The sequence below is a fragment of the Marinobacter sp. F3R08 genome, assembly GCF_018860425.1.
Taxonomy (GTDB): domain Bacteria; phylum Pseudomonadota; class Gammaproteobacteria; order Pseudomonadales; family Oleiphilaceae; genus Marinobacter.
In genome coordinates, this window is sequence record NZ_JAHKPI010000015.1 from 211,614 (window position 1) to 227,766 (window position 16,153).

14 protein-coding genes are annotated in these 16,153 nt (G+C 55.6%); 9 read left to right on the forward strand and 5 right to left on the reverse strand.

What is annotated here, in order from left to right; all coding sequences use genetic code 11:
* Window positions 1-46 precede the first annotated feature (46 nt).
* On the forward strand, window positions 47-391 hold the full coding sequence (locus tag KO499_RS10055) for a pilin assembly protein (RefSeq protein ID WP_215983606.1): 345 nt from the start codon (window positions 47-49) through the stop codon (window positions 389-391).
* Between the two features lie 25 nt (window positions 392-416).
* On the opposite strand, the gene KO499_RS10060 is transcribed toward KO499_RS10055, so the two are convergent.
* A complete protein-coding gene (locus KO499_RS10060) occupies window positions 417-650 on the reverse strand; it encodes a hypothetical protein (RefSeq protein WP_215983607.1) in 234 nt (77 codons plus the stop codon).
* Between the two features lie 104 nt (window positions 651-754).
* On the opposite strand from KO499_RS10060, the gene ppc reads away from it, so the two are divergent.
* From ppc to KO499_RS10090, 6 genes are all read left to right on the forward strand, one after another.
* Window positions 755-3,400, forward strand: coding sequence for a phosphoenolpyruvate carboxylase (gene ppc / locus KO499_RS10065; protein WP_215983608.1), 2,646 nt, complete (start codon window positions 755-757; stop codon window positions 3,398-3,400).
* A 63-nt stretch (window positions 3,401-3,463) separates the two neighbouring features.
* A complete protein-coding gene (locus KO499_RS10070) occupies window positions 3,464-4,834 on the forward strand; it encodes an HDOD domain-containing protein (protein ID WP_215983609.1) in 1,371 nt (456 codons plus the stop codon).
* Between the two features lie 202 nt (window positions 4,835-5,036).
* Window positions 5,037-5,690, forward strand: a complete 654-nt coding sequence (gene adk / locus KO499_RS10075; RefSeq protein ID WP_215983610.1) for an adenylate kinase — start codon at window positions 5,037-5,039, stop codon at window positions 5,688-5,690.
* 34 nt (window positions 5,691-5,724) lie between these two features.
* Window positions 5,725-6,420, forward strand: coding sequence for a tRNA (adenosine(37)-N6)-threonylcarbamoyltransferase complex dimerization subunit type 1 TsaB (gene tsaB, locus KO499_RS10080; RefSeq protein WP_215983611.1), 696 nt, complete (start codon window positions 5,725-5,727; stop codon window positions 6,418-6,420).
* Between the two features lie 138 nt (window positions 6,421-6,558).
* Window positions 6,559-6,921 (forward strand): UDP pyrophosphate phosphatase, encoded by a 363-nt coding sequence (locus KO499_RS10085; protein ID WP_215983612.1) that lies wholly within the window; start codon window positions 6,559-6,561, stop codon window positions 6,919-6,921.
* On the forward strand, window positions 6,921-7,751 hold the full coding sequence (locus tag KO499_RS10090; RefSeq protein ID WP_215983613.1) for a class I SAM-dependent methyltransferase: 831 nt from the start codon (window positions 6,921-6,923) through the stop codon (window positions 7,749-7,751). The genes KO499_RS10085 and KO499_RS10090 overlap by 1 nt, the downstream gene beginning before the upstream one ends.
* 6 nt (window positions 7,752-7,757) lie before the next feature.
* Here KO499_RS10090 and plsB read toward each other — a convergent pair whose 3' ends face one another.
* Entirely contained in the window at window positions 7,758-10,226 is a 2,469-nt protein-coding gene (plsB, locus tag KO499_RS10095) for a glycerol-3-phosphate 1-O-acyltransferase PlsB (RefSeq protein WP_215983614.1), read from the reverse strand.
* A gap of 152 nt (window positions 10,227-10,378) precedes the next feature.
* Between plsB and nudC the strand changes: the two genes are divergently transcribed.
* Together nudC and murI are read left to right on the forward strand one after the other, a co-directional pair.
* Window positions 10,379-11,194 carry an NAD(+) diphosphatase gene (nudC, locus tag KO499_RS10100; RefSeq protein WP_215983615.1) on the forward strand — a complete coding sequence of 272 codons (816 nt, stop codon included), beginning with the start codon at window positions 10,379-10,381 and terminating at the stop codon, window positions 11,192-11,194.
* Window positions 11,191-12,054 (forward strand): glutamate racemase, encoded by an 864-nt coding sequence (gene murI, locus KO499_RS10105; RefSeq protein WP_215983616.1) that lies wholly within the window; start codon window positions 11,191-11,193, stop codon window positions 12,052-12,054. The genes nudC and murI overlap by 4 nt, the downstream gene beginning before the upstream one ends.
* Here murI and KO499_RS10110 read toward each other — a convergent pair.
* From KO499_RS10110 to KO499_RS10120, 3 genes are all read right to left on the reverse strand, one after another.
* A complete protein-coding gene (locus tag KO499_RS10110; protein WP_215983617.1) occupies window positions 12,032-13,039 on the reverse strand; it encodes a DUF2156 domain-containing protein in 1,008 nt (335 codons plus the stop codon). The genes murI and KO499_RS10110 overlap by 23 nt on opposite strands.
* 49 nt (window positions 13,040-13,088) lie before the next feature.
* Window positions 13,089-13,742 (reverse strand): class I SAM-dependent methyltransferase, encoded by a 654-nt coding sequence (locus KO499_RS10115; protein ID WP_215983897.1) that lies wholly within the window; start codon window positions 13,740-13,742, stop codon window positions 13,089-13,091.
* A 235-nt stretch (window positions 13,743-13,977) separates the two neighbouring features.
* Window positions 13,978-16,152 carry a putative bifunctional diguanylate cyclase/phosphodiesterase gene (locus tag KO499_RS10120; protein WP_215983618.1) on the reverse strand — a complete coding sequence of 725 codons (2,175 nt, stop codon included), beginning with the start codon at window positions 16,150-16,152 and terminating at the stop codon, window positions 13,978-13,980.
* Window position 16,153: the final 1 nt, after the last annotated feature.

Sequence of the window (16,153 nt, forward strand, 5' to 3'; positions counted from 1 at the left end):
TTTCGTGCGCCGTGCGCCATCAAGAAGATGCAGGAGTGAAGGCACCATGAAAATCAAAGATCTGGTCAACTACTGGGACAAACATGCGCGTGGTCGGCTTACCCGCGATGCCTATTTCATGGCGTTGTCTGACCAGCATCACAAGCGCCTTGAGAAGCTTGCGGCGCTATATCCGATGAAATCCCCCCAGGATCTGATGCGAGACCTGATTTCTGCGGCACTGGATGAGATGGAAACCAGCTTTCCGTACGTTCAGGGATCCAAGGTGGTGGCCTACGACGAGGATGGTTTCGAACTCTATGAGGATCAGGGGCTGACCCCGAAATTTGTCAGCCTGAGCCAGAAGCACATCCAGCGCCTCAAGGCTCGTCAGCTGGAGTCAGTGGCCTGACGGGCAGGGTGCTGCCCGTCGTTACTTATTTGTCCTTACCTTCCAGCTTGTCCTTCAGCGGGCTCTGGCGCACCAGATCGTCCAGAGCCGCACCAATCATATCGTTCAGAATATCGCTCTCACTGCGATCCGGGTAAAGCTCCGCAAGTGCAGCCACTCGTGCAGCATCCTCCAGCGGCAGGCGCAGGTTGTAGTCGTGGGTGCGCTCCACGGATTCTTTTTGCGTTTCCCAGTGTTTGGGTAGATCTGTGACCTTCATGATGACTCCTTGCAGCGACAGGCTTGAATCGCCAATAGACTTTCTCGACTGTTCCTTAGTATCGTAAGTTTAGTTCGCCTCCGTCAATTCAAAAGGACGCCAATGTGACTGAGCTACATCCGGAACTCCGAGAAAACGTAAGAATGCTGGGTGAATTGCTGGGCCAAAGCATAAGGCGCTATCCCGGGCAGCATTGTTATGAACTGATCGAAGAAATCAGGGCCGCTGCCAAGGCCGATCGCCGCCAGGAAAGCGGCTCTGGTCAGCGCCTGGTTAATCTGCTCGGCAAGCTGAGCGATGATGAGCTGCTGCCGGTGACCCGGGCTTTCAACCAGTTTCTGAATCTGGCGAATCTTGCCGAGCAATACCACGGCATCCGCCGCAAACGGGGCCACCAGTCTGACCTGATGATCGAGTCTCTGGGTGAAGTGTTTGCGCGTCTGAAAAGCCAAGATGTCACGCCAGAGGAATTGCATAAACGGGTTGCGGACTTGCGCATCGAGTTTGTACTGACAGCCCACCCCACCGAAGTTGCCCGTCGCACCCTGATCATGAAATACGACGAAATGTCGGACTGTCTTGCACGCCTGGATCATGATGACCTGATGCCTGCGGAACGGGAAGAGATCGTGGGCCGCCTGTCTCAGTTGGTATCAGAAGCCTGGCACACCGACGAAATCCGGCACGAGCGCCCAACAGCCGTAGACGAAGCCAAGTGGGGGTTTGCGGTTATCGAAAACAGCCTGTGGGAGGCGTTACCACAGTTTCTGAGAAGTCTGGACACCTCTTTACAGGACGCCACCGGACAGGGGCTTCCCTTGCAGGCATCGCCTATTCGGATCGCATCCTGGATGGGCGGTGATCGCGATGGAAATCCGAACGTTACCCACAGTGTCACCCGTCGGGTATTTCTGCTCGGTCGCTGGATGGCTGCAGACCTCTATCTTCGCGATATTCAGTCACTGCGCGCGGAATTGTCAATGTGGCAGGCCAGTGACGAACTTAAAGCAGTCGCCGGTAATTCCCGGGAACCTTACCGTCATGTGCTTGCGGATCTCCGCGAACGGCTGATCAAAACCCGGGACTGGGCCGAGGCTAGCGTTAATGGAGATGCTGCCGATCCCACCGGTATTCTTTTTGAAAATGAGGATTTCACTGGCCCACTGGAGCTTTGTTATCGATCACTGATTGAGTGCGGTCTGGAAGATATTGCCAATGGTCCGCTGCTGGATACCATCCGGCGAGCGCATACCTTCGGCTTGCCTCTCATTCGGCTGGACATTCGCCAGGAAGCAACCCGCCATGCAGAAGCGGTTGCCGAGATGGTCGATTACCTCGGGCTGGGGAACTATTTGTCGTGGTCTGAGCAGGAACGTCAGGCTTTTCTGGTGCAGGAACTTCAGGGGCGACGCCCACTGGTACCCCGTAACTGGGAGCCTTCAGAATCGGTCCGGGAGGTGTTGGCGACCTGTGAAGTGGTGGCACAGCAAACTCCGGAAGCTCTGGGCTCTTATGTTATTTCCATGGCCAGCAAGCCTTCGGATGTTCTGAGTGTGATTTTACTGTTGCGGGAATCCGGCATGAGATTTCCGATGCGGGTCGTTCCTCTGTTCGAAACCCTGGATGATCTTCGTGGGGCGCCCGAAAGCATGGCGGCACTGTACGAGGTCGAGTGGTACAGAGAGTACTGCCAGGGCCGGCAGGAAGTGATGATCGGCTACTCGGATTCCTCCAAGGATGCCGGCCAACTGATGGCCGCCTGGGCTCAGTATCAGGCTCAGGAAAAGCTCACCAGGGTTGCCCGGCAATATGGTGTACATCTGACCCTGTTCCATGGCCGTGGCGGTACTGTAGGCCGGGGTGGCGGACCAGCCAATCGGGCGATTCTGTCTCAGCCGCCGGGTTCAGTAAACGGCAGCTTCCGAATCACTGAGCAAGGGGAAATGATCCGGTTCAAGTTTGGTTTGCCGAGACTTGCGATTCAGAGCCTGACGCTTTACACCACCGCCGTTATTGAAGCCACTTTGGCGCCGCCACCGGAGCCGGAGGACAGTTGGCGGGACACCATGGACTGGCTCACTGAGCGTTCGCTCGCAGCCTACCGCGATGTGGTACGAGAGAATCCGGATTTTGTGCCCTATTTTCGTCAGGTCACGCCGGAGCAGGCACTTGGCAAATTGTCGCTCGGTAGCCGGCCTGCTCGCCGAAAAGCGACTGGCGGCGTGGAAAGTCTACGGGCTATACCCTGGATATTCGCTTGGACTCAGATGAGACTGATGCTACCGAGTTGGCTCGGTAGTGATGTTGCACTTGAAGACGCTGCCGCCGAAAATCGCCTTCCGATTTTGAGGGAGATGATGCAGGGATGGCCATTCTTTCGAACTTACGTGGATATGTTGGAGATGGTTCTGGCCAAGGCGGATCTGCGCATCGCCAGCTACTATGAGCAGACGCTCCTGGACGACGAACGGTTAAAGTCTCTAGGTGAAAGTCTCCGAATGCGTCTTCGGGGCTGCATTGAGCGACTTCTGGAACTCAAGGAGCAAAGCGATCTGCTGGAGGGAGAACCCGTATTCGCACATTCTATGCGGGTGCGCAGCCCCTACACCGATCCCTTGCATTACCTTCAGGCCGAATTGCTCCGGAGAGATCGTGAAAGTGAAGGCAAAGGTGAGGTGCCAGAGCTGGTAGAGCGGGCTTTGAAAGTGACTATGGCAGGTATCGCGGCAGGTATGCGTAACACTGGCTGATTATAGGTTTCAGGAAGAGGGCCGGGTAGCCTGGCCATTGACCAGCAATAAAGGGAGTAAGCTGTGGCGCTGGCTGCACGATTGGAACGTTTTCTTGCCCGCAAGGGTATCAGCTATCGGGAATTGCAGATTGATCAGGTGACCAGCCTGGATGCGGCAGTTATCGCCTCAGGGCTGCCGCAGGATGTGTTTATTCAGGGTACTCTGCTGATCGACATCACCGGCGTGGTGATTGTTGTTCACAAGTTTGACAGTTCACTTGATCCAGATGCGATCAGTCAACTGACGGGCCGCCGCTTGCAGCCTCTGACCGCGCGTCAGACGACACGCTTGTTTGGGGATTGCGATCCGGGCTTCACCCCACCAATAGGGCAAGCTTACGAACTGCCCGTGTTTGTCGATGAGGACGTGTGGAAGGCGGAGCGGTTGGTGTTCTCTAGTGGCACTGACCATTCCCTGATAGAGATGGATCGTCGATCACTGAGGTTGGCACTGGCTGGTGCCAGGGAAGGGCGCCTGGTTATCCGGGGGCCAGGAAATGCTGACAGAGAGGCACTGACGCTGGAGGAAGTCGCCGATAAACTCCAGAAACTCTATCGTCTGCCACCCATGCCGGCCCTGGCTTTGCGTATTCTGCGACTAACCGCCAATTCTGATGCTACCGCCAGGGAGCTTGCCGAACTCATTGAGTTTGATCCCAGCCTGACCGCCCAGATAATGCGCTACGCCCGTTCGGCCCTGTTCAATTACCCCGGACAGATCAATTCCGTACAGGAGGCCGTTACACGGGTACTGGGCTTTGACCGTGTGGCCCATATTGCCCTGGGCATTGCCTCCGTCCGTGCCTTTGAAGTGCCTCGCCGGGGCATTCTCGGCATGGATAATTTCTGGCGTCACTCTCTGTACTGCGCCTTCCTGTGTCAGATGATTGCGCCAAGATGTGGTGGTGAGAAAGGGTTGGGTTATCTGTGTGGACTGTTACACAACTTCGGCCTGTTGCTGGTCGGACACCTTTTCCCGGCTGAATTTGACGAACTCAATGAACTTCGCGAGGCCAATCCCGAAGCCAGCATGCAATCCCTTGAGCAACAGGTATTCGGGCAGGGTAATGGCCAGGAAATCCTGTCGGTGGGCCACGGTGCAATAGGCGGAATTCTGCACCGTTTGTGGCAACTGCCAGATCCGGTGGTCAAGGCGGCCGGTGTTCACCAGCAACCCGGGTATCATGGCGAGCACGAAAACTACGTTTTGATGGTGCAATTGTCCAATGCGCTGCTGAAGGACCGTGGTATCGGAGACGAATTCAACCCCGACGATGTGTCAACCCTGCTGGAAGGCCTCGGTTTACTGCCCGATGTAGTGAACGAGCTGAATACGGAACTGGATCGCGTGGCCCCTGATCTGGACGTACTGGCGAACTCCCTGTCATCCTGACAAAAACGGACCGAATTCTGTGAGAAACGTGTACTTCCGTTGCATGATACGGAGGTCGACTTTCTCTGACGTGGCTGACTTCGTATAATGCGCCTTCGCCGTTTCCGGCTGACACCTGTTCCGTGCAGGAGAGGCTGTCGCAAAGGCAGGGTTTTTGCCACAGCTTTTCAAATGATAATGACTAAAACGGGAGCACAGCGTTATGCGAATCATCATGTTAGGCGCACCGGGCGCAGGTAAGGGAACTCAGGCTCAGTTCATCACGGAGCGCTTTGATATTCCCCAGATCTCTACCGGTGACATGCTGCGGGCCGCGGTTAAAGCCGAGTCTGAGCTGGGCAAACAGGTCAAAGAGGTTATGGCATCTGGCGGCCTGGTGTCCGACGACATTATTATTGCGCTGATTGAGGAGCGTATCCAGCAGCCGGATTGTAAAAACGGCTTCCTGCTGGATGGCTTCCCCAGGACTATTCCCCAGGCAGAGGCTCTTAAAGAGCAGGGCATTGCCATTGATTACGTGGTCGAAATTTCCGTTGATGATGAGGAAATCGTCAGCCGCCTGTCCGGTCGCCGGGTCCATGAGGGCAGTGGCCGTATCTATCATGTCAAATATGACCCGCCCAAGGCGGAAGGCAAAGACGATGAGACCGGCGAGCCGCTGGTTCAGCGTGAGGACGATAAAGAAGAAACGGTTCGCAAGCGTCTGAAAATCTACCATGATCAGACTGCACCCCTGGTAGGCTATTATCAGGACTGGGCGACAAAAGCCGCTGCTGCTGCACCGAAATATGTTCGGGTGGAAGGTATCGGCAGCCTGGACAGCATCCGCGATCAGATTCTGTCCGAGCTCAAGTAATCTATTGGCATCCTGACCTGAGGCTTTCACACCTGTGAAACTGTTGGCACTGGATACGTCATCGGAAGGCTGCTCAGCAGCCCTCCTTGTTGATGGCGAGATCTCCGAACGCTTTGAACTTGCTCCCAGGGGGCATACCCGGCTGTTGATGCCCATGGTGCGGGAATTGCTGGCTGAGAAAAAACTGCCACCGGCAGATCTGGGTGCTCTGGCCTTTGCGTGTGGCCCCGGCTCTTTCACGGGCGTGAGGATTGCTACCGGTGTTGTCCAGGGTCTGGCCTGGGGTCTGGACATCCCGGTTGTGCCTGTATCGTCGCTGGAGGCGGTCGCCCTGGGCGCGATTGAACGCATGGATGCCCGCGATGAAACCGGCATTGCAGTGGCCTTTGATGCTCGCATGGGTGAGGTCTATTGGGGCTGCTTTGCTTCCCGGGCGGGACTGCCCGTGGCGCTGGCTGCGGAACAGGTTTGTCCGCCCGAAGCGGTAACCCTGCCAGCCGGCCCCGAATCCTGGTGCGGAGCGGGTCAGGGCTGGCACTATCGGTCTGACATGCCGGCGGACGTATCAAAGCGAGTTGTTACCATCGACGATACTCTGGTGCTTCGTGCAGCCTGGGTCGCGCGATTGGCAGCGATTGCATATGAGCAGGGAAAGACCGTTGTCGCGGAGCAGGCTCAGCCGGTGTATATCAGGGATGAGGTGACCTGGAAAAAACTGCCCGGCCGATAGTCTCCCCGGTTGTTTGTTTGCGTGCGGGCGAGGTTAACTGCGCTGGGCAAATAATGATCAGCTGCCTTTTCTTCCATGCCAGAATGTTCCATACTTTCTGCGCATGTCTTCCTGTCATCCGGCCAGCGGTATCTGAACATGATTGGCGGTATTAACCCGGGTAACCAAGTCAATTTCCAGACCGGCAATAACAGCCCGGTTCGTGAGCGCAGTGATGCAGCTCGTGCGCCCGCGTCAGCACCGGAGAAAACCTCCGATCTTGCCCGCCGAGACCTTGCCGATGCCAGTCAGGGATTGGCCAGCGAACGTGATACCACTGAAAGCCTTGAACGCCGCGTTGAGGCCCGCCGTGCTGCCGAGGATGTCCGTTTGGAGCAGTTCCGTGCTGACGATGTATCCCTGCCAGCCGCCAGGGCTTTATCAACGTTTGCCTCTGTAGCCGCTGCCGGACAGGAAACTGGCAACAGCGGTAACCTTGCTGGCATCGATATTCTGGTCTGATGCCCGATTCTACGTTCTCACAACCGTCTGCTGTTTGCCCAACCACTATTTCTGTTGCCCGCAGTGCGCTGGGAGACCGATTCCAGGCTGAGGCGCTTGCGGAGTCCCTGGCGTTGGATAATCTGGGTGTCGTGCGGCCCAGGGATGTTCGTGATTTCCCGATTGTGTTGTTCCTTGATGAGCAGGGCCTGAGCGTGCAGGTTACCGGCAAAGGCGCACCCGGGCCAGTCCGCGCAGAATTCGTTACCGGCAAGATGGGGTATCGGCGTGAACATGGAGGGGGGGCCGGACAGATGGTGGCCAAGGCGGTTGGTCTTCAGAAAACCCGGGCATCGCTGCATGTGGTTGATGCGACCGCGGGGCTGGGCCAGGACGGCTTTATCCTTGCAAGCCTTGGCTGCAGGGTGACACTGTTTGAGCGTAACCCGGTTATCCATGCATTGCTGGCTGACGGACTGGCCAGGGCATCCCTGAATTCGGATTGCTCGGCCATTGTCGAGCGTATGCAATTACGGGAAGGCAGCAGTATTGATTGGCTCGCGCAGCCGGACACTGAGGCCGCAGATGTTATCTATCTGGATCCGATGTTTCCCCACAGGGACAAATCGGCGCTGGTAAAAAAGGAAATGCAGGTCTTCCGCACCATCGTTGGCGATGATGGGGATTCCGGGCAACTGCTCGCTGGCGCTCTCGAACGTGCCCGCTACCGTGTGGTCGTCAAGCGGCCCCGCAAGGCACCGATCATTGAGGGGCCGGAGCCGACCACTCGCATAGAAGGTAAGAGCAGCCGCTACGACGTATACTCAATAAGGGCGCTGCCACCCCAGTGAGCGCAGTCAGGCGCCCATCATGGTGACCTGCTGGATTGCTTGCCGCTTCTCGACACTCAGCACGAGGCGGGCATCGTCCGCCACCTCATCCAGACCTTCTTCGTAACATAACAAGCCATTGTCATCGGTAGTGATGACACCGTTATTCTGCATATTGGCGATAAAGTTCCGGAACAGACTCTTGTCAAAGAACTCCGGCGCATTAAGGCCGAACAGTATGGACATGCGTTCAGCCAGCAGTGCACTCTGCTCCTCCAGTTCGGTAGCACTGATCTTGCCCGAGCCGTACTTGCGGAGAATACCAAGGGCAATGTGGTAGCGTTCGACGGTCTGGATGATAAAACGGGAAAGGATCCTCAGCCTCAACATCGCCTCTGTTCCCTCTTCGGGCCTACCTATTCTGTCGTCCTCCAGGGACTTCAGCAGACCCTGCTCAATGAGGACATTGATCCACATATTTATGACGTTTTTGGCTTCATCTGGCTGGTATTTCAGGAACAGCTCAGATTGCAGGTAGGGATAGGCCACGCTGGCCAGGAATATGATCTTTTCCCGGCCCAGGGAATCTTTGTTTTCAAACAGACTGGCAATCAGTGCCGGCAGAGCGAACAGATGTTGGATGTTATTGCGATAGTAAGTCATCAGGATGGCGTTGCTGCCTTCCAGCGCAATAATGTCGCCGAGCTTCTGCGGCTGACGACTGACCAGCCCCATTTCTTCGCAGTAGGCGACCCAGTCCTTGCCGGAGCCTTCCGGCAGGGTTACCGTTTCCGAGTATGGAAAAGCCTTGAGCAACGTGGCGTACTGATCCATCAGGCGGACGAGCTGGTCTTCGTCCATGGCCAGCCGCTCAGCGCCCAGGAGAACGGTCGCGGCCATGCCGATGGGGTTGACGGCAACAGAGGCATTGATATTGGACGCCACCCGGAAAGATAGTTCTGATACTGCTGTGTTAAGCCAGCTCGGGCGGTATTCAGAGTCGTAGGCTTCTTCTCGCCAACTGTCATGGACATCATCGAGAACCTCTGACAGATGAATGGCTTCGCCAAAGTTGACTGCGACGCGTCCAAAAGAATTGCTGAGTTTGCGAACCGCTTTTGCCAGGCCGAAGATGCTCTCTTTTTCTTTTTTCTTGCCGCGAAGTTCACCGAGGTAGGAGCGTCCTTCCATGACCTTTTCATAACCAATATAGACGGGCACAAACACAATGGGTTTTCGGGGGTCTCGAAGATAACTGCGCACGGTCATGGCGAGCATTCCGGGTCGAGGCTGCAGCATCCGGCCCGTTCTGCTCCGGCCGCCTTCGACAAAATACTCAACAGAATAACCCCGGGAGAACATCACGTGCATGTATTCATTGAATACAGTGGCATACAGCGGATTGTCCTTGAAGCTGCGGCGCATGAAAAAGGCACCGCCACGACGCAGGATAGGCCCAACAACAGGCATGTTGAGGTTGATCCCGGCAGCAATGTGCGGCGGCATGAGGCCGTTCTTGTAGAGAACATAGGATAGCAGCAGGTAGTCGATGTGTGACCGGTGGCACGGGACGTAAACGACCGCATTGTCCTGTGCCACGTCTTTTACAACCCTGACATTGTTGATGGCAACGCCGTTGTAGATCCGGTTCCACAGCCATGACAACACGACTTCCAGAAACCGAATGGTGACGATGGACATGCTGGCGGCAATCTCGTCTGCGTATTTGTAGGCCTTGGCACGAACCTTCTCTGGTGGGATGTCGTCTCTGGCTGCGGTTTCCCGTATGGCTTCCTTCACTGCCTGGGTGCGCACCAGGCCCGCCACGAGAGTTCGGCGGTGGGAGAGATCCGGCCCCAGAACTGCCTGGCGAACCCGGCGAAAATGGGTTCTCAGGATTCGCGCCAGCTTACGGTTGGCGCGTTCCTCACTGTGCCTGTATTCATCAATAACCTGCTTCAAGGACAGCGGCTGGTTGAACTGCACATAGGTATTGCGACCGTGAACCATGATGATCAGGAATTTCTGCAACCGACCGGCAATGGACCAGGTGTCAGACAGCAGTAGTTTTACCAGGGATTTTTCTTTGTCCGGCGACCGCCCCCAGAACATGGAAACGGGCACGATCTGAACGTCCTGGTCAGGGTGTTCGAGACCGTAGTGCACGAGTGCCTGAAATTCGTTCGTGGGTGCCGGAGCCTGGCGCCCTTTGAAAAAGCCGCCAATCCGGCGATAGAGAAAAAAGAAGGAGTGAGAAGGGCCGTTCTTCACGGGTAGCGCATCGGTGGCGCCCGGCAAACCGGCACGGATCACTTCGTGCTCCAGAACCAGTCGGCTGGAAAGGGAGCTGTACTGCAGCACGTAGCAAACGGGTTTGTCGGGATCCAGGGCGAGGGCGTCCAGATTGTTTCCGCTTGCATCAGTCCGGACCCAGATGAACAGTATCTTGCGAAAAAGGGTCAGTATCAGGCTGCGAATGCCCTGGTAAAGACGCATAAATTGCAACTCCGTTGAAGAAACAGGTGCCAAGTTTACTTGGTTGAGTACAGAGCGGAAAGTCGGAGGTTTCATTCTGGGGCAGTGCCGCAATGTGGTACATTTTGAGCCTACCTCTCAATCACCCTGTTGACACACAAATGGTGGTCGCAATGACTCAGTGGATACCTGGCTGGACGACCAGGAAGCCGGAAAGGCGCGATCTGATCCTCGCGCTGTCGGGATCGGATGTGGTCAAGCCTGATACCGGCTGGCTGCATTCTGGTGACAGCAGCCTTTTCCGGGATAACTTGCCGGATTCGGTTTCTCTGGGCAGTTACGGCGGGCGTGATGTTTTTGTGACCGAGTTGCCGGACACCGACACTGGCAGCCAGGAGCTCATCCCTCTGAGGGACGCGCTGCTGGTGCTCGGAGATGCCCCGGTAGAGATGCTCAGCACCGGGTTCCAGGTTTGGCAGTGGTGGCTGGACCACCGGTATTGCGGGCGGTGTGGTGCTCAAACCGGGTTTCATCCCAGGGAGCGAGCCAAGTGGTGTGATGCCTGTGGCATTCCCTGGTATCCGAGGCTTGCCCCCTGCGTGATAGTGGTCATTCGGCGGGATGACAGGCTGTTACTCGCCAAGTCGTCGCGGACCAAAAGGCACTTTTACAGCCTGATTGCGGGTTTTGTCGAACCGGGCGAGAGCCTTGAAGGTGCTGTACATCGGGAGGTGAAGGAAGAAACAGGGCTGGAAGTCACCAACATCCGGTACCACGCGTCTCAGGCCTGGCCTTTTCCTCATCAGCTTATGGTTGGCTTCTTTGCTGATTATGCCGGTGGTGAGTTGGTTCTTCAGGAGGACGAAATTGCCGATGCCAACTGGTTTCTGCCCGGCGATACTCCACCTGTCCCGCCCGAAACCACGATTTCGGGACAACTGATCCGGGCCATGGAAAACGAGATTTCACGGGGAGGCATTCCGGTGTGAGCGGGCATGCGCCTCCAAGGATTCTGTTGTTTGACTCGGGTGTGGGAGGGTTGAGCGTTGCGGCCTGCATTCATCATCATTTGCCCAGCCTCGAGGTTGTTTATCTGGCTGACAACGCAGGCTTCCCCTACGGCGATAAATCCGAAACAGTTGTAATTGACCGTACCTGCGGTCTTATCTCCAGCGCACTCAGGCTATATCCGTCAGATGTCATCGTTGTGGCTTGTAATACCGCAAGTACCGTGGTCCTTCCGCATTTGCGGACCATGACATCAGTGCCTGTTGTCGGTGTGGTTCCAGCCATCAAGCCGGCAGCGGCAAAAACGCAGAACCGGAGAATCGGACTTCTGGCGACGCCAGCGACGGTCCGCCGACCCTATCTGGACAGACTGATCGAGGAATTTGCCAGCGACTGCAGGGTTGAACGCATCGGCCACCCGGAATTGGTGCGTTGGGCGGAAGAACTGGTGTCCGGGGGCGTGGTTCCACTTGGCGAACTACACGCGGCAACGAAGCCATTTCGAGACGCCGATGTAGACACGGTGGTACTGGGCTGCACTCACTATCCGTTGTTACTGGAAAGTCTGAAACAGAGCTTACCGTCGGTTCGTTTCTGGGTCGACTCGGGAGAGGCCATTGCCCGTCGCGTAGCATGGCTGCTGGATCAGGCAAAGCAGCCTGTCGTGGCCCACAGTGAAGCCTTGGAGGAGGGGCAATTCCCCGTCAGCGCTATCCTTTTTTCCGGTCAGGCACCCAAAGGCATCGTATCTTTTATGATCGGGCTGGGAGTGGCGCCAAAAGTTGTGACTGAATACTGGCCAGACGAGCTTCGCAGCGCTACAGCAATCGAGTCAGTTTAAACATGGCCAGGAATTCCAGCGCGGGAATGGCCCGTCTATGACAGCAGTAAGTCTTGAAGTTGTTGCCCCGGAAACGCGACTTAGTGAACTCCAGGCCCTTGAAATTATATAGGAAATTTCCCTTGTCATAGACCTCGTGCAGCAGACGCTTAAGGAGTCGGCTCTCCTGGTGCTCTGTCGCCGGATCCAGCGACAGGGGAACCAGCCCGAGATCCAGGTAGGGAACGCCCTCAGCTCTGAAAACGTCCATTGCGTGAGCCATCAGTGTATAGAAAATACCCTGGCGGAAATCGGCATTGGCCCGGGAGATATTGGGCACATAGCTGATAATCTCGTTGTTCCGGTAAATCGGGTCGAAATAGATAAATCCAACGGCCTTGCCGTCCTGATAGGCGTAAAAATGCCTTTCGTTCTCGCGATAGTCCATTTCCATGGGGCGGATCAGAAAACGAATCTCGTTGCTCTTGCATTTACGGGTGCGAATCCAGGCTTCGGAAATTTCACGGGTGTGGTCGTCGCTAAAACGTTCCTTGACAGTAATCCCGCTTTTTTCCGCCTGATTCAGTGCGGTTCTCAAAATCTGCTTTTTCTTTCCACTGAGGGACCAGTGTTTCAAGTTGATGCGGGATTCGCTGCCAAACTGAGTCCCGTAGAGGCCAAAGCGCAGGTGCAAAAAGTCAACAACGGGCTTGGACACCTGGATGTAACTGGCATTCGGAAATCGCTCGTGAAAGCTCTCAAGCAAATTGCCAAAATTCTCCGGGGCACACACAGGATCCGAGAGTACGAAAGTGGCGCCCCATTTCCGCATGTAGGCGATGTAGCCGATGCCGGGGACATCGAAATACTGCATGCCGGGTTGCAGCGTAGAAAACGACTGGGAGTGAGTACCGAATTTCTTCAGGAAACCGACGCGTTCTGTAAAGGTGAATGAGCCACTTTCCAGTGCGCCAATTCCGTCCAACGCCAGGATCTGATCCGACATGCTGTTGCCCCCTATCTGTTTTTATTGGTGAACCTGTTACCAAGGGCGCTCAGGCCTGTTTGCGTCCCAGAATGGACCAGTAGCAATTCATGTTCAGAAGTTTGAAGTGCTTCTTGTCGGTAACCTGAAGACCAAGGCGCTGCATGTGTTCGGGGTAGTTGTAGATTTTGTGAAAGGCGTTGTTTGCGAACAGCCAGAAGATAAAAACAGCCATGTACCAGTAGAGCTTTTTGAACATTCTGGAAAGCAGGTTACCGGTAGGGTAAGAAAAGTCGCCAACCACAACGCGGGCATCCGGCTTACCCAGGCGGATAAGATGCTCAAGAACCCTGACCATCATGTCCTCATCGAAAACGTTCAGGAAGAAATTGGCTACCACCATGTCGTAGTGCTCAAATTCTTCCACCTGCATGATGTCGCTGTGAATGCGACGGATGGTAAGTTGAGGTGCTTCTTTTTCCTGAGCTTCGGCAAACTTTCGCAGCATGGTTTCGGACAGGTCTACCACGGTCACATCTGCACCCAGTTCTGCAGCACGGATGGCGTCCCGGCCATGACCGACGCCGGCGAACAGAATCCTGTTTCCTGGCCGCACGGTTTCAACGTCCAGCATGGCAGTTTTGCACCGGTGAATGTTCTTGCCGCTATAGAGGTTACTCAGAAAGTCGTATACGGGGCCGATGTACTTGTACTTGTCGCGCATGATGACGAGAGCCTGTTCTTGTTCCTTGGATGCCGTCACCGTTTTTGTCGTTATTGGTCCGAGAGTGTCGGACATTCCGGTGATCAGCGCCTTGTGGAATTGAGCTTAGAGAACGCGGCGGGATAAATATGTGCAGCAATGCGCATTTTCAGATACACAAAGTAACGTTCAGTAATACTTTGCAAACCAGATCGCGGATCCACATAGGAGTGTCCGACAATAAATAGTCGGATGTTCAGAGTGACGCAGCTTTGGCGCTGCCTGTTCCGAGGGTTCTTGAAATCTCGGTGGCCGGTCTTGCCGGACCATAGAAAAAGCCCTGAACCTGGTGGCAGCCAAGGCTTCGCAGGTATTCAAGCTGTTCTTCTGTTTCCACACCTTCCGCAACAATCTCCAGCTTCAGTCCTTGCGCCATGGCGACGATGGCATTCACGATGCAGGCACCGTCGTCTCCGCTGCGAATGCCTTTTACGAACGACTGGTCAACTTTAAGCGTATGAATAGGCAGGCGATGCAGGTAATTCAGAGAAGAGTAACCTGTGCCAAAATCGTCAATGGCGATCCGAACACCTTGAGCCGCCAGTTCCCGGAGTTTCTGGGAGATCTGTTCAAGATCGTTCATGATCACGTTTTCGGTGATTTCGATTTCCAGGTTACCGGCCGGAAAGTGGTGGGCCTTTACCTGTTGCATCAGGGTTTCCACAAATTGAGGGTGTTCGACCTGGCTGGGAGACAGGTTTACCGCGAGCCTGAGGTTGGAGCGACCTGCCTGGATCCAGCGTCCGACATCTTTGCAAGCCTTCGCGAGTACGCACTCACTGAGCTGGTCAATCAGTTTGGTTTCTTCCGCAAGGGGCAGAAAATCGCCGGGATAGAGCAGTCCTCTTTCCGGGTGCTGCCAGCGAACCAGAGCCTCGAGACCGACGATGCGATTGCTGGTGGAGCAAACCTGGGGCTGGTAGAACACCCTGAGCTCGTCTCGTTCAAGGGCAAGGCGGAGATCCCGCTCCAGGTTGAGCCGGTTGTCGGAATCGATGCTCATGCTATCGGAATAGAAGCGGTAACCGTCTTTGCCTTTGCCTTTGATGTGGTACATGGCGATGTCGGCGTTCTGGATAAGTTGATCCATGGTCTCGCCAGCTTCCGGAAAAATAGCGATGCCGATACTCACACCGACGAACACCTCGTGGTCGCCCAGTTGAAAGGGCGCACGAAGTGAGTCGATCAGCTTTCCGGCGATCTGCCTCGCGTCTTCGTGATTGTGAATGGAGGGCAGCAACAGAGTGAACTCGTCGCCACCAAATCGGGACAGGGTGTCGCCTTTGCGCAGGCATTTCTCGAGACGGTGTGTTACGGCCTGAAGCAGACGATCGCCCATGGCGTGGCCGAGCGTATCGTTGATGACTTTGAAGCGATCAAGATCGAGGAACATTACGGCCAGCTTTTGGCTTCCACGTTTGGCGTGGGTAATCGCCAGTTCTAGTCGATCTTTGAAAAGTGCACGGTTTGGCAGTCTTGTAAGCAGGTCATGATAAGCCTGAAAATTGATGAAAGCTTCAGCTTCCTTCCGTTCAGTGACATCCCGGGCGGTGCCATAGTAACTTGCGCCGTTTCCATGGCCGCCCCCTTGGGTTGTCCCGGAGTGAGGCCAGGTTTGAGGGTCGATTGGAAAGGCGGTTATCTCGAAGTGCCGGGTTGCCCGCTGGCTGCCCCGGGTTCTCAATCGAACTTCCAGAGTTCTCGGGTTGTCTGCGCTGATGTTGGGGCCTTGCAGGGCCAGGGTCCCGCGGGTGACATCCCGATCATCAAGAATCTGTCGGAAGTGCTGGCCGCAGAGTTCGGCGGGCTGATATCCGAGCAGGCTCTCTACTTTACTGTTCACGAAGCAAAAATGGCCATCACGATCGAGCATGAACACAATGTCGGGAGAACTGTTAACGATGTAACGGTGCAGGGCTTCGGATTTCTCCAGCCGTCTCTGGACGTGCTCATGGGCTTCGAGCAGAGATTTCTTTCCGATAACACTCTCGACCGTGGCCAGTAATTCTTCAGGGTCAAAGGGCTTACGAATATAGTCCAGAGCGCCTCGTCGGAGGGCGCGGCTCACTGCACTGAAAGAGCTCTCGCCACTGACCACAATGATCCCGCAATCCGGCTGCACGCGGCTAAGGTGGACCATGACGTCGAATCCACTGACTTCGGGCATTCTGAGATCCAGCAGGGCAAGATCGAATCTTTGCTGGTCAATCAGTTCACAGGCTTCTCGGCCGCCATGGGCTTCTGCGACCTCATAGTCCCGGCTTCGCAGCAGTGCAGCGAGAGTGTGCAGTAGTAGGGGTTCGTCATCCGCTACCAGTATCCGTGCCGTTAACCCGTGACTGAAAGGCTGGTCAGTGTGTTCAGGTGCCATC